The 13,851-nt window shown below is 59.0% G+C and carries 14 protein-coding genes and 1 pseudogene; 12 read left to right on the top strand and 3 right to left on the bottom strand.

All coding sequences use genetic code 11. The features are described from left to right. Positions 1–152: 152 nt before the first annotated feature. The 5 genes and pseudogenes from ACXHXG_RS11615 to ACXHXG_RS11635 all read left to right on the top strand — a co-directional run bounded on the left by ACXHXG_RS11615 (position 153) and on the right by ACXHXG_RS11635 (position 5,841). The gene (locus tag ACXHXG_RS11615) at positions 153–968 is read left to right on the top strand and encodes a hypothetical protein (RefSeq protein WP_457899348.1); all 816 of its coding nucleotides are present in this window, start codon (positions 153–155) and stop codon (positions 966–968) included. 10 nt (positions 969–978) lie between these two features. After that, positions 979–1,158: pseudogene (locus ACXHXG_RS11620) on the top strand (putative glycolipid-binding domain-containing protein); the annotation flags it as partial. 328 nt (positions 1,159–1,486) lie between these two features. Then, entirely contained in the window at positions 1,487–3,337 is a 1,851-nt protein-coding gene (locus tag ACXHXG_RS11625; protein ID WP_457899349.1) for a potassium/proton antiporter, read from the top strand. A 72-nt stretch (positions 3,338–3,409) separates the two neighbouring features. Then, positions 3,410–4,612, top strand: a complete 1,203-nt coding sequence (locus ACXHXG_RS11630; RefSeq protein WP_457899350.1) for a phosphoglycerate kinase — start codon at positions 3,410–3,412, stop codon at positions 4,610–4,612. A 206-nt stretch (positions 4,613–4,818) separates the two neighbouring features. Further along, the gene (locus tag ACXHXG_RS11635) at positions 4,819–5,841 is read left to right on the top strand and encodes a class I fructose-bisphosphate aldolase (RefSeq protein ID WP_283047283.1); all 1,023 of its coding nucleotides are present in this window, start codon (positions 4,819–4,821) and stop codon (positions 5,839–5,841) included. A gap of 90 nt (positions 5,842–5,931) precedes the next feature. Here ACXHXG_RS11635 and ACXHXG_RS11640 read toward each other — a convergent pair whose 3' ends face one another. Continuing rightward, positions 5,932–6,564, bottom strand: a complete 633-nt coding sequence (locus ACXHXG_RS11640) for a CatB-related O-acetyltransferase (RefSeq protein ID WP_457899351.1) — start codon at positions 6,562–6,564, stop codon at positions 5,932–5,934. 259 nt (positions 6,565–6,823) lie between these two features. Between ACXHXG_RS11640 and ACXHXG_RS11645 the strand changes: the two genes are divergently transcribed. Next, positions 6,824–7,741 carry a PhzF family phenazine biosynthesis protein gene (locus tag ACXHXG_RS11645; protein ID WP_457899352.1) on the top strand — a complete coding sequence of 306 codons (918 nt, stop codon included), beginning with the start codon at positions 6,824–6,826 and terminating at the stop codon, positions 7,739–7,741. A 48-nt stretch (positions 7,742–7,789) separates the two neighbouring features. Here ACXHXG_RS11645 and ACXHXG_RS11650 read toward each other — a convergent pair whose 3' ends face one another. Then, complete coding sequence (locus tag ACXHXG_RS11650) at positions 7,790–7,951, bottom strand: hypothetical protein (RefSeq protein ID WP_199773484.1); 162 nt, start codon at positions 7,949–7,951, stop codon at positions 7,790–7,792. A gap of 224 nt (positions 7,952–8,175) precedes the next feature. Between ACXHXG_RS11650 and ACXHXG_RS11655 the strand changes: the two genes are divergently transcribed. From ACXHXG_RS11655 to rcdA, 3 genes are all read left to right on the top strand, one after another. Then, positions 8,176–9,465, top strand: a complete 1,290-nt coding sequence (locus tag ACXHXG_RS11655) for an MFS transporter (RefSeq protein ID WP_104824193.1) — start codon at positions 8,176–8,178, stop codon at positions 9,463–9,465. Between the two features lie 28 nt (positions 9,466–9,493). Next, positions 9,494–9,685 (top strand): DUF1192 domain-containing protein, encoded by a 192-nt coding sequence (locus ACXHXG_RS11660; protein WP_104824194.1) that lies wholly within the window; start codon positions 9,494–9,496, stop codon positions 9,683–9,685. Positions 9,686–10,051: 366 nt separating this feature from the next. After that, the gene (rcdA, locus tag ACXHXG_RS11665; RefSeq protein ID WP_104824195.1) at positions 10,052–10,567 is read left to right on the top strand and encodes a protease adaptor protein RcdA; all 516 of its coding nucleotides are present in this window, start codon (positions 10,052–10,054) and stop codon (positions 10,565–10,567) included. Between the two features lie 187 nt (positions 10,568–10,754). Here rcdA and rpmE read toward each other — a convergent pair whose 3' ends face one another. After that, positions 10,755–10,976 carry a 50S ribosomal protein L31 gene (rpmE, locus tag ACXHXG_RS11670; protein ID WP_104824196.1) on the bottom strand — a complete coding sequence of 74 codons (222 nt, stop codon included), beginning with the start codon at positions 10,974–10,976 and terminating at the stop codon, positions 10,755–10,757. A 175-nt stretch (positions 10,977–11,151) separates the two neighbouring features. Between rpmE and ACXHXG_RS11675 the strand changes: the two genes are divergently transcribed. The 3 genes from ACXHXG_RS11675 to ACXHXG_RS11685 all read left to right on the top strand — a co-directional run bounded on the left by ACXHXG_RS11675 (position 11,152) and on the right by ACXHXG_RS11685 (position 13,847). Next, entirely contained in the window at positions 11,152–12,972 is a 1,821-nt protein-coding gene (locus ACXHXG_RS11675; RefSeq protein ID WP_445944959.1) for an ABC transporter transmembrane domain-containing protein, read from the top strand. 102 nt (positions 12,973–13,074) lie between these two features. Continuing rightward, on the top strand, positions 13,075–13,257 hold the full coding sequence (locus ACXHXG_RS11680) for a YegP family protein (protein WP_104824198.1): 183 nt from the start codon (positions 13,075–13,077) through the stop codon (positions 13,255–13,257). Between the two features lie 251 nt (positions 13,258–13,508). After that, complete coding sequence (locus ACXHXG_RS11685) at positions 13,509–13,847, top strand: YciI family protein (RefSeq protein ID WP_104824199.1); 339 nt, start codon at positions 13,509–13,511, stop codon at positions 13,845–13,847. Positions 13,848–13,851: the final 4 nt, after the last annotated feature.

The following is a 13,851-nucleotide window of genomic DNA, read 5'->3' on the forward strand; positions in this document are numbered from 1 at the left end:
AAATAACTTCCGCGATGACCTAGAGGGGTGCAATAGAGTTGGCGAGGAGCCTATCTGCCTCCATGAGGATATTTAGCTGACTAGGCCCCAAAAGCCAAACGCTATCCCTCTATGTTCATACCAATATTGCGCCACAGCCAATGGACGAGCATATGAATGGTCCAATCCGCATCGATCTTGATGGCATACTGCGTATCCTGCACACCGGAATAACGCGTGCAGACATGTTTATGGGGATCGGTATGAACGCGGCGGAACACGATCCACCCATCTCTCATGTATTGGTACCAGATACGTTCCACCACATTACATTAGTCAAAGAGGACCTTGCTCCAGACGAAGCGAAACATGTTGCTGAAGAGTATGCGAAATGGACGCAAGCCAGCGGCCTGCGTGAACTCCTTGAGACGTTTTCCGTCTATTTGCTCGAAGTTTATTGGGTCTTGGATTTAATTGCGCAGACCGAGGGTATGACCCAACGCCCTCCCTCAGCGCGCTTCGAGAAGCTAGGCATTTCTGACCAAATAAAAGCGCTGAACGAGATATTGCCCATTCCTGAAGATCACCGCCGAGTTCTCCGGCAGTTAAACCAGGCACGCAATTGCTATGCACATCGCCGAGGCGTGGTTGGTGGGAATGATATAGATTCTGAAACAGGAGTATTCCGGCTGGAGTGGGTTGCCCTCGACGTAGTGGCTGTTTTTCCGGATGGAACCTCCATTGACGGAAAAGACCTGAAGGGCGTCTTCTTTCCCAAGGGGGGCAAAATTACCGTGAGACTTGCGGTGCATGGCCGCAAATTCGCTTTTGGAGAGGAGCTAGTGCTCTCAAAGCAAGAGCTAAAGGAAATCTGCTTGAGCATTTACCTTATTGGAGGTGCGGTCTGGGAATCACTTAGAAACTACTGCGTCGACAAAGGACTTCTGAAGTACCCTCCGGAACCTCCAGGGATCACCGGAACATTATGAGCGAGGTCCGCTCTATATCCCGTTCGACAGCTTCGTGCCGCTGCGCGACGGCCAGCGCTACACTTGCGTCACGCCGCAGAAACTCTATCGCTATGCTGCCGAAGACAGGACCTTTACCGTAGACCTGCCCGTCGACGAGGATGGGCTGGTGATCGACTATCCAATCTATTTCAAGCGTGTGGATGTTTAATACGGCCGCGCGGATAACAGCCTGCGGTCCACGTTATTCCTCCCATTCGCCGCAAATCTTTCCTCTCCCTGCCCTGCTATGGTCCAGATTTACAAATAAATTTTTGACAGGAATTCTCCCAAAGCGTTCCGGGGCCGTTTCGCTGTTCTGGCGAAACGCATCACAGCATGAAGTCGCTATCGTCGGAGTGGGCATAGAACCAGCGCCTTCTCCGAAGAATATTTGTATGTACTAATTTTAAGCATGCGGCAGCATAGTGGTTGCGGGAGAATTGCGAACGACCCGGGCTTTGGCCGGGCAAGAGCGCGCGGGAAAGGGGAAGAAGGGCGTGGAGGCATTTTACGTCGTCGTATTGGTGTGCACGGTCCTCATTCTGATGGCGGCCTTCTCGAGTCTGCTTGCCTTTCGTTTCGGCGCACCGCTGCTGCTGCTTTTTCTGATGATCGGGCTGATGGCCGGCACGGACGGGCTCGGCATCGAATTCAGCAATAACTATCTTGCCTATATCCTCGGCTCGCTCGCTCTCGCCGTCATCCTCTTCGATTCCGGCTATGGCACGCCGATCCAGGCCTTCAAACTGGCCGCCGCCCCGGCCCTGACCATTGCGTCCATCGGCGTTCTCGTTACGGCGGCACTGTTCGGCCTCGCCGCCACCTGGCTCCTTGGCTTTACCTGGCTGCAAGGCCTGCTCCTCGGCTCGATCGTCGCGTCGACGGATGCGGCCGCTGTCTTCTTCCTGCTGCGCATCGGCGGCATCAACATCCGAGACAAGGTGCGCTCGACGCTGGAAGTCGAATCCGGCACCAATGATCCGATGGCGATCTTCCTGACGCTGGCGCTGGTCGAGCTGCTGGCGAGCGGCGACGGCTATCACGGCTTCAATCTCGTCATGCTGGCGACCTTCATCCAGCAGATGGGCCTCGGCGTCATTCTCGGCCTGCTCGGAGGCATGATGATCGTGCTGATCGTCAGCCATCTGGAGACCGATCGCGGTCTGACGCCGATCTTCGTGCTGGCGCTCGCCCTGCTCGTCTTCTCCTTTACCGGCGCCGTCGGTGGCAGCGGCTTTCTCGCCGTCTATGTGGCCGGCATTTACGCCGGAAATCGCAAGATGCCCGCCTCGGCCAGCATCAAACGCTTTCAGGACGGCATGACGTGGCTGGCGCAAATCATCATGTTCCTCGTCCTCGGACTGCTCGCCACGCCGTCGCAATTTCCGGCGATCGCCATCCCCGCCGTGGCGTTGGCGCTGTTCCTGATCTTCATCGCCCGGCCAATTGCCGTCTGGCTCTGTCTGCTGCCTTTCGACTACACGCAGCGCGAAACGGGTTTCGTCGCCTGGGTCGGCCTGCGCGGTGCCGTCTCCATCCTGCTCGCCATCATGCCGATCCTCGGCAATCTCCCGAGCAGCCAGACCTATTTCAATGTCGCCTTCATCGTCGTGCTGGTGTCGTTGCTCGTTCAGGGCTGGACGATCAAGCCGATGGCGCGCCGGCTCGGCCTCATCGTGCCGCCGCGCATGGGCGCCGTCGACAAAGTCGAGGTCGATCTGCCGGGCACAGTCAATCACGAGCTGCTCTCCTATCGCGTCGTCAAGGATAGCCCGGTTCTGCGCGGCGAACGCATCCCGCGCTGGGCGATGCCATCGCTCGTCGTCAGGGACGGCAAGTCGATGCGCTACCAATATGCCGGGCGCCTGCGCGAACACGATCTCGTCTATCTCTTCATTTCGCCCAGCTATTCACGCCTTCTCGACCGCCTGTTTGCCAGCCGCGCGCCGGTTGATCCGGATGATGCGGATTTCTTCGGCGCCTTTTCGATCTCGCCGCTGCGTCCCGCCGCCGATCTTGACGCGGCCTATGGTCCGGGGCTTCTGAGCGATGCGGAAAAAGGTCTGACGATCGCCGAGCTGATGCGTCAACGCCTCGGCGGCAAGGCCGATTATGCCGATCGCGTTCGTCTCGGCGAGATCATCCTGATCGTCCGCGATCTCGACGAAAACGACCATATCCAGTCGGTCGGCATGTCGCTGGAAGCGTTGGAACCACCGGCGATCCTGCCGATTTTCATCAATCTCCACGACATTTTGAACGGTATTCGCGGCTTCCTGCGCAAGCGCCGCGAGCACGCCGAAGAGGTCGTTTCAACCGATTCAAATACCGGCAAAAACGACGCTTGACCGCCTTGCGTCTCGCATCATCCGTAGTATGGTCGGCGCACTTCGCGGCACCAACAACATTGGATCCTCCCTATGGCAGCCTTCAAAACCCTCGACAATCTCACCGATATCACCGGCAAGCGCGTGCTCGTGCGCGTCGACCTCAATGTGCCGGTCAAGGACGGCAAAGTCACCGACGCGACCCGCATCGAACGCGTGGCGCCGACGATTCTGGAATTGTCCAAGAAGGGCGCCAAGGTCATCCTGCTTGCCCATTTCGGCCGCCCGAAGGATGGGCCGTCGCCGGATCTGTCGCTTTCCTTGATCATTCCCGCGATCGAAGAAGTGCTCGATCACGCCGTCCTCTTCGCCTCCGATTGCGTCGGCGCACCGGCAGCCGACGCCATCGCCAAGATGAACAACGGCGATATTCTGCTGCTCGAAAACACCCGCTTCCATAAGGAAGAAGAGAAAAACGACGCTGCCTTTACGAAAGCACTGGCCGTCAACGGCGATATCTACGTCAACGACGCCTTTTCCGCTGCTCACCGCGCCCATTCCTCGACCGAGGGCCTTGCCAATCACCTGCCCGCCTATGCCGGCCGCACCATGCAGGCCGAGCTGGAAGCGCTGGAAAAAGGTCTTGGTAACCCGGCCCGCCCGGTCGTTGCCATCGTCGGCGGCGCCAAGGTTTCGACCAAGATCGACTTGCTGATGAACCTGGTGAAGAAGGTCGATGCGCTGGTGATCGGCGGCGGCATGGCCAACACCTTCCTCGCCGCCCGCGGCACCAATGTCGGCAAATCGCTGTGCGAGCATGATCTGGCCGACACCGCCAAGCAGATCATGATCGAAGCCGCCACGTCGGGCTGCGCCATCGTGCTGCCGGAAGACGGCGTTGTCGCCCGCGAATTCAAGGCTGGCGCGGACAATCAAGTCGTTTCGATCGAAGCCATTCCGGCCGATGCCATGGTCCTCGATGTCGGCCCGAAATCGGTCGAAGCAGTCAAGGCCTGGATCGGACGCGCAACGACGCTGGTCTGGAACGGCCCCCTCGGCGCTTTCGAAATCACGCCTTTCGACGCCGCCACCGTGGCTGCCGCTAAATATGCCGCTGAATGCACCAAAGCCGGCAAACTGACCTCGGTTGCCGGCGGCGGCGATACCGTCTCCGCATTGAACCATGCCGGCGTCGCCGATGATTTCACCTATGTCTCTACGGCAGGTGGTGCCTTCCTCGAATGGATGGAAGGCAAGGTCCTGCCGGGCGTCGCCGTTCTCCATACTGAAAAATAGACCGGCATCTCACACAAAAAGGAGAGCTGCGACCCGGACTTTCGCAGCTTTCCACAGGATGCTAAAATGATAGTCCGAACTTTCAAACGGTTGAAATCATTTCAATCGTTTCAATAATTTAGCTGCCCATTTCCCTCTTTATACACTTCTGTTATCGCCGACCTATATGACCCCGTCGCTGACTGAAATCGACTTGGAGAACGAAAATGAGCGAACGACTTGAAGACATTGCCGTAAAGATGGTAGCCGGTGGCAAGGGCCTGCTGGCGGCTGACGAATCCACCGCCACGATCAAGAAACGTCTCGACACGATCGCTCTCGCTTCCACCGAAGAGAGCCGCCGCGATTATCGCGAAATGCTCTTCCGCTCGGAAGAGGCGATGAAGAAGTACGTCTCCGGGGTCATCCTCTATGAGGAAACTCTCTTTCAGAAGGCCGCCGACGGCACGCCTTTCGTCGACATCATCCGCGCTGCCGACAGCATTCCCGGCATCAAGGTCGATACCGGCGCCAAGCCGATGGCCGGCTTCCCGGGCGAAACCATCACCGAAGGCCTGGACGGCCTCGCTGACCGCCTGGCGAAATATTATGACGCCGGCGCCCGCTTCGCGAAATGGCGTGGCGTGATCGCCATTTCCGATACGCTGCCGACCCATGGCTCGATCAAGGCCAATGCTCATGCGCTCGCCCGCTACGCCGCGCTTTGCCAGCAGGCTAAGATCGTGCCGATCGTCGAGCCGGAAGTCTTGATGGACGGCGAACCCGGCACCCACGATCTCGCCCGCAGCGAGGAAGTCACCCGCTGGACGCTGCAGATCGTTTTCCAGGAGCTCGCAGAAGCCCGCATCAACCTCGAAGGCATGATCCTCAAGCCGAGCATGGTCATCGACGGCAAGAAGGCGCGCAAGGCATCGGTCGAGCAAGTCGCCGAACGCACCGTCAAGGTGCTGAAGGAAACCGTTCCCTCCGCCGTCCCCGGCATCGCCTTCCTCTCCGGCGGCCAGACGCCGGAAGAAGCAACCGCGCATCTCTCCGCCATCAACGGCTATGACCTGCCTTGGCACGTTACCTTCTCCTACGGCCGCGCCCTGCAGGACGCCGCGCTGAAGGCATGGGGCGGCAAGGCGGAAAACGTCGCCGCCGGCCAGCGCGCCTTCGCCCACCGCGCCGAGATGAACTACCTCGCCGCCAAGGGTAGCTGGACCAAGGACAGCGAAAAGGCCGCCTGATCTAAGGTGACGCTTCGAATGGATGAAAGCCCCCGATCGCGATGCGGTCGGGGCTTTTTGCTTTGTGCGGTAGATGAGATTGCAGCACGCTCAAGCTGTTTTGAGGGCAGCGAGATCACCGCTACTGAGAGACGCTAAGTTGGCTTCGATTTTGTCTATCGGCCAATCCCACCAGGCTATATCAAGAAGTTCGTTGATGACCTCACTCGGATAGCGCATCCGAATGATAGTTGCCGGGTTCCCGCCAACAACCGCATAAGGCGGTACATGACTTGCGACAACCGAAGCAGCGGCGACAATCGCGCCCACCCCAATCTGCACGCCCGGCATTATCGCCGCGTTATGACCAATCCAGACATCGTGACCGACGATGGTATCTTTCACCGGTAGGTCCGTGTAGCCGAAGGTCTCAGGCCTAAAGATGCGAAATGGATAGGTGGTGAAGCCAGTCATCGGATGATTAGCCGAACTGGTGATGAAGTAGCTTCCCCGAGCAATTTGGACAAACTTGCCGATCACCAGGCGCTCACGAACGCTACCACCGAGATAGGGCGCCAGTATCTGGGCAGTATCTTCCGGCCTTCCGGAATGGGTATAATAGCTGAACTCGCCGATTTCCATGCGCGGATGGTCAATTACGTTCTTCAGGTAGACAGTATCGCGATAGAGGGTGCCATCAGGCAAAGTAATTGGATGGACTGCATTAGGGTCAAGAAGAGGCATGGAAAACCTTTTCAAATTGCCGGTAACTTCGCAGAAGTAGATCCCGCTTCATTCTAGCTATGTGATTTTATACAGACGAAGCTAATCCCGCATATCGATGGAATCCATCACGCCGCTCGAAAGCCTTCATGAATAATTTAAATGATGGATGAGGCCTGCTCCACAGCGAAGAACTTGTCACCGGCACAAGTTCCCGCTTTCAGGCTCGCCCAAGCAGCGGCTAAATCCTCACAATTCCATCAATACTCTGGGAGCCGCCATGAATACCGTCGCTTATGTCACCGTCGACGTCTTCACATCGGAGCGCTTCGTCGGCAATCCGCTGGCCGTCATCCCCGATGCCCGCGGCCTGAGCAGCGACGCCATGCAGAAGATCGCAGCCGAGTTCGGCTATTCGGAAACGACCTTCGTGCTGCCACCGGAGAACCCGGATCATACCGCGCGCGTCCGCATCTTCACGCCAACGGCCGAAATCCCCTTTGCCGGCCATCCCAATGTCGGCACCGCTTTCGTTCTCGGACAACAACAGGAAATCTTCGGAAAGCCCGCGGGCGACAGGCTGATCTTCGAAGAGGATGCCGGGCTGGTTGAGGTGACGCTGTTGCGCAAGGGCGGCAACATCACAGGCGCCAGCATCCGTGCGCCGGGAAAGCTGACGGTCGGCGACACGATTGCCCCCGAACTGATTGCCCGCTGCGTGCAGGTCGGTCCGCAATCGATCCGCACGATAACGCACGCCCCGACCTTCGCCTCCGTCGGCCTGCCTTTCGCCTTCGCAGAACTGGACAGCCTGGAAACGCTTGGAAAAGCGTGGCCGAATGCGGCGATCTTTGTCGAAGCGGCTGCCCGGCACAAGCTGGACAAGACCGGCTTCTCGCTCTTTCTCTACGTACGCTCCGCCGAAAATCCGTGGCACATCCGCGCCCGTATGTTCGCGCCCATGGACAATGTGACGGAAGACCCGGCGACCGGCAGCGCCTCCGCTGCACTCGGCGCCTACCTGACCTCCCTGTTGCCGGCACAGGACGCGGAGGTGAAAATCACCATCGAGCAGGGCGTGGAAATGGGAAGACGCAGCGTCATCGGTGTCGAAGTCCGGAAATCTTCCGGCACGGTAAACGAAGTCTTGCTGTCGGGTAGCAGCGTCCATGTCATGCGCGGCGAAATCCTGCTTTAAGGCGCCCCGCACGATCCTCCGAAGGTCTCAATCCCGGCCTGCAATGCCTTAAAACGTCTCGTTGATGACCAAAGCGATCGTCCAGGCTGCAAAGGCTATCACGGCGATCTTCCAGAAATCGGCGCGCCGTTTGAGGCCGGGCAGCCCGAGCGGCTTGATGATTTGCACCGCCATGGCAAGCAATAGCAGCACCGCGATCACTTTTGTCACGGTATTTTTCCCCGTTTGCGCAAGAGTGAGCACTGCCTCATCAAAAACCACTGCCTAGTTTTCATGATCATGCTCTAATCGTCATAGGACGGACATTTTTCCGCGCCAACAGACTGTTTCTTAACGCCGATAACGGCAATCCGGGGCACAATCAATAGTGAAAACTGGCAGGGCTTGGTCCTGCCTTATCGGTTCTCTAAGTGGAGCCGCATGAAAGTAGGAACATGAAGAGAAATATTTTACCCGTTCTTGCCCTGCTTTTCGGTACGCTCTTCCTATTCACCGGCAATGGCCTGCACAGCCTGCTTCTACCTGTGCGCGGCACAGCCGAGGGCTACGCCACCACGACACTCGGCCTGCTTGGCACGACCTGGGCGACAGGCTTCGTGCTCGGCTGTCTGACCGCGCCGAAACTCGTTCGGCGCATCGGTCATGTCCGCGCCTTTTCCGGCTTCATCTCCGTCATCGCCATCATCGCGCTGCTGACCGGCATCATCGTCGACGCGACCTGGTGGGTGCTGCTGCGGGCCGTCACCGGTTTCTGCACCGCCGGCACCTCGATGATCATCGAAAGCTGGCTCAATGAACGTGCCACCAATGAAAGCCGCGGCGCGATCTTCTCGCTTTATATCGGCATTACCTTGATCGGCGCCGTTGCCGGCCAGATGATGATCCCCTTCGCGGATATCCACACGCCGATCCTCTTCATGTGCTGCGGCATCTGCTATTGCATCGCCATGCTGCCGACGACGCTTTCGACCGCTGCCTCGCCGCAGCCGCTGAAGGCCGTCAGCCTGGATTTGAAGGCGCTCTACCGCAACTCGCCGGTCGCCTCCATCGGCATCCTCTTGGTCGGCATTGCCAATGGTGCCTATGGCACGCTCGGCGCCGTCTTCGGCGCCAATGCCGGTCTCTCGGACAGCAATATCGCGCTGATGATGAGCTCGACCATCTTCGCCGGGGCGGTGATGCAGTTTCCGGCCGGCCGCCTCTCCGACCGCATCGACCGCCGCTACGTGCTGGCCGGCATGGCCGCTGTCGCCGCCATCGACGGGCTGCTGCTCTTCCTGCTGCAGCCGGCCGGTCCTTATTTCCTGATCGGCATGGTGGTCATCTATGGCGCCGTCGCCAACACGCTCTATCCGATCACCGTCGCCCATGCCAACGACTTCGCAGCACCCGAGGATTTCGTCAAAGTCTCCGGCGGCCTGCTGCTGCTCTACGGCATCGGCACGATCATCGGCCCGACGCTGAGTGGCCCGGTCATGTCCTCCATCGGTCCCTACGCACTGTTCTTCGTCACCGCGGTCGCGCATGTGCTGATCACCAGCTACGCGATCTTCCGCAGCCGCATGCGCGCCGCCAAGCCCGCGAGCGATCGCGACGCCTACACCAACATGCCTTCGGCGAATGCGCAGATGATCACGCCGGAAAGCATGTCGTTGGCGCGCAGCGAGGCTTCGAAAAGTGAGGCTTCGAAAAAGGACGATATGACGGTAAATTACGGCACATGAGCCGGGGGAGTGACGAGGAGGAAACAAAATGAGCATTTTCGATGATGACCGCCCGAAAAAGCCGTCCGCCCATGAAATCGGCAGCGATTTGTCGCTGCTTTCCGTCGACGAGCTCAAGGCACGCGTCGCACTGATGCAGGCGGAGATCGCCCGGCTGGAAGCGGAGATTGCCACCAAGGCATCCGGCCGTCAGGCGGCCGAAAACCTGTTCCGCTCGTAAGCCTGCCATCGGCGGAAACCTGTGCGATTGAAGTACAGACAGAGGCGTGCTCAACGGAATATTAAGCTTTACGACATATTACTATGACCATCCAGATTTGCTCTGGACTCAGACAGTTCCTCCACTTGGCGAATTGGTCTGATTTTTCTCCCTGTTTTACCTTGAGAGCCGCGTTTGCGGCTCTTCTTTTTCGCCTTGACACGGCGCTCCCGAGGAAACTGTGGAGATTAACCCTTTCTTAAGAATCGCCTTGCGAATTTCAGTTAAAACCACCATCTTGAAGTCATAAGAACGGACGCCGAGAGTTCTTCTGAACTTCACCGGCTTTTCCTGAACAAAAGTGTTGCGTTAGCTGGGATTTCTTCGATGTCGGAACTTGGTTTGAACACGATCAGCTTTGCTGGCCACGCAGCTTCGTCGGCGCAGTTCAGGACGCTGTATTCGGAAGGCATGTCGCTGGTCGAGGAAACCGCCGCTTATCTCGACGGCCAGGGTCGGGCAGCCTCCAAGGTTCTGCCGCGCATGGCCTCCGTGCTCTACGCCGCCGAATCCATGCGGCTGACCACCCGCTTGATGCAGATGGCCTCGTGGCTGCTGCTGCAGCGCGCCGTCAACAACGGCGAAATGTCGCGCGATCAGGTGCTGGCCGAAAAAAACAAGGTTCGCCTCGACGGCTTCAACGTCGACCGCAATGCTCCGGGCTGGAACGACCTTCCGGAATCCTTCCGCGATCTCGTCGAGCGCTCGCTACGCCTTCAGAACCGCGTCGCCCTGCTCGACCGCGAAATCTATCGCCCGACGGAAGCTCCGATCGTTCCGGACAACCAGAACAGCGTCAAAGCACAGCTCACCCTGCTGCAGACGGCTTTTGGGACGAACTGAGTTTCAATAACTTATAACTGACGAATAAAACCGGCCGTGTTTCACACGGCCGGTTTTATTTTGTTCGGTCTGAGATGATAGCGGCGATGAGCCTGAGAAGCGACCGCTCTACGAAGAGCATCGCATCAAGACAACAAAAAAGCCCAGCAAAGCCGGGCTCTTTTCAAAACACCAGATCGCGAAGCGATTAGATGCCGAGACCGCCGAAGCGCTTGTTGAACTTGGAAACGCGGCCGCCGCGGTCCATGAGCTGCTGGTTGCCGCCCGTCCAAGCCGGATGAGACTTGCTGTCGATTTCGAGGTTCATGACAGCGCCTTCCGAACCCCAGGTCGAGCGGGTTTCGTATTCGGTGCCGTCGGTCATGACCACCTTGATGGTGTGGTAGTCGGGATGGATGTTGGCCTTCATAACAATCTTCCTGTCATGCCAGGGTCCATTTGTCGCAAGCCATTGCGGCAACCGAACCGATTGAATAAATGAAGCCGCAGTCCGATTGAGGCCACGGCTTCCAATTAAGATGGCGTGCCTATACATGAAGGCGGCAAGGATAACAAGGGGCGAAAGAGCGAAGTCCCTTGCTGATATGGGGATTGGAGACGACTTGTCAGAGACGGGCCAGGCAGACGACAAAAAGCGCAAATCCATTCGGCCGCTTGGACGGCTGGCACCCTATCTCAGGCGCTATCGCGGCATGGTGCTGGGGGCGCTGATCGCCCTGGTCGTTGCTGCCGTCACCTCTCTCGCCCTGCCGCTGGCCGTCCGGCGCATGATCGACCATGGCTTCGATCAGTCCGATCGCGGTCTCATCGACAGCTATTTCGCCGCGATCATGGCGATGGCCGTCATTCTCGCGATCGCAAGCGCGTTGCGCTATTATTTTGTCATCACCATCGGCGAGCGCATCGTCTCGGATATGCGCCGCGAGGTCTTCGATCATGTGACGCGGCTGTCGCCCTCCTTCTTCGATGTCAATCAATCCGGCGAGATCGTCTCGCGGCTGACGGCCGACACGACGCAGATCAAGTCCGCCGTCGGCGCAACGGCTTCGGTGGCGCTGCGCAATCTCATTCTCTGTCTTGGCGCCGTGGGCATGATGATCATCACCAGCCCGAAGCTGTCGAGCATCGTGCTGATTGCCATCCCGATCATCGTGCTGCCGCTTGTCAGCTTCGGCCGCTCCGTGCGCAAGCGCTCGCGCGCCGCGCAGGATACGCTTGCCGATGCATCCGCCTATGCCAACGAGACCATCGCCGCCAGCCGCACCATCCAGGCCTTTAACGGCGAGGCGGCGGCAGCGCAGCGTTATGGCGCCGCGGTCGAGGATGCCTATCAGGCGGCACGCGCCGCGATCAAATCCCGCTCGCTGCTGACCGGATTTGCCATCACCATGGTCTTTGGCAGCATCGTCGCCGTGCTTTGGGTCGGTGCGCAAAATGTTCTCGCCGGAACGATGTCGGCGGGTACGCTCGGTCAGTTCCTCCTTTACTCCGTCATCGCCGGCACGTCGCTCGGCTCGCTGTCGGAAGTCTGGGGCGAGCTGTCGCAGGCCGCAGGCGCGGCCGATCGCCTGGGCGAACTTCTCGCCGAAGTCTCGCCGATCGCCGCCCCCTCCAATCCATTGCCCCTTCCCCAGCCGCCGCAGGGTCGGGTGGAATTCTCCGACGTGCATTTCTCCTATCCGTCCCGGCCGGGCAAATCAGCGCTGCATGGCCTGTCGCTTTCCGTTCAGCCGGGCGAAACGGTGGCGATCGTCGGTCCTTCCGGTGCCGGCAAGAGCACGGTCTTCTCGCTGTTGCTGCGCTTCTACGATCCGCAGCAGGGTAGCATCGCCATCGACGGCATCGACGCCCGTCGCGTTTTGCCCGACGCCCTGCGCGACCGCATCGCCATCGTGCCTCAGGACACGACCATTTTCGCCGCCTCGATCCACGACAATATTGCCTTCGGCCGCCCCGAAGCCTTGCGCGACGAGGTCCGCGCCGCCGCGATCGCCGCCCAGGCGGATGAATTCATCTCGCGCCTGGACAAGGGTTACGACACACAGGTAGGCGAGCGCGGCATTACCCTTTCCGGCGGACAGCGCCAGCGCATCGCCATTGCCCGCGCCATCCTGAAGAATGCGCCGATCCTGCTGCTCGACGAAGCGACATCGGCGCTCGATGCGGAGAGCGAGACGCTGGTGCAAAGGGCCCTCGATGGCCTGATGGAAACGCGCACCACCCTCGTCATCGCGCATCGCCTGGCGACGGTTCTGAAGGCCGACCGCATCCTTGTGCTCGATCAAGGCCGCATCGTCGAAGAAGGCACGCACCAAAGCCTGATCCATCACGGCGGCATCTACGCCAAGCTGGCGCGGCTGCAATTCGACGCCGGCATCGACGACCGCATGCTCGCAGTCAAATAACGGGGATCGGGCAAGCCGAATACAACAGGTGGAAATAGCTTTAAAGTTGCGCTAGATTTTTCCCGTTATCTCGCGCTGACGCGATTCTAGGAGACGGGAACCATGTATAAATTTGAAGTCTACAAGGACAAGGCTGGCGAATTCCGCTTCCGCTTCAAGGCCTCGAACGGCGAAACCATGTTTGCCTCCGAAGGCTATAAGGCGAAGGCTTCGGCCCTCCACGCTATTGAATCGATCAAGTCCCATGTCGGCGCCGCCGCTATCGACGACCAGACCGCCGCCTAAGACTTCGCGTCGAGCGCTGCTATACAGCCTCTACGGCCGGCAGCCTTCGGGCGCGCCGGCCGTTTTCGTTTGCCCATCAAAAAATTTCGAAAAAATCTGCTCGGCCTGTCGAAATCAGCCTCGCTCGTGTCTCATAGTATCGGAACGGGCATGAAGCCGTTTCGCCGGCGGCGTTGCACATCTTGGCATTTGCTCTTTAGATGCAGCGTCCAGTCCGGCTTACCGCCAACACAGCGAGCAGGAGTTTCCCCATGCAATATGCTTTGATCATCCGTGAATCGGCCGAGGATTTTAAGCGGCGCGAGGATCCCGCCTATAAGAACGGCTGGATCGCCTATACCCAGGCGCTTGTCCAGGCCGGCATCATGACCGGCGGTGCCGGGCTGACCGAGCCGGAAACCGCAACGGTCATCCGCCGCCGCGGCGAAGACCATGACGTGCAGGACGGTCCTTTCCCGGAAGGCAAGGAACAGCTCGGCGGTTTCTATCTGATCGATGTGCCGAATCTCGACGCAGCCCTGGAATGGGCCGTGCGCGTGCCAATCTCCCAGAAGGGATCCGTCGAAGTGCGGCCGCGCCTGCAAATGTGACATG

The organism is Rhizobium sp. LEGMi-198b (assembly GCF_054114205.1).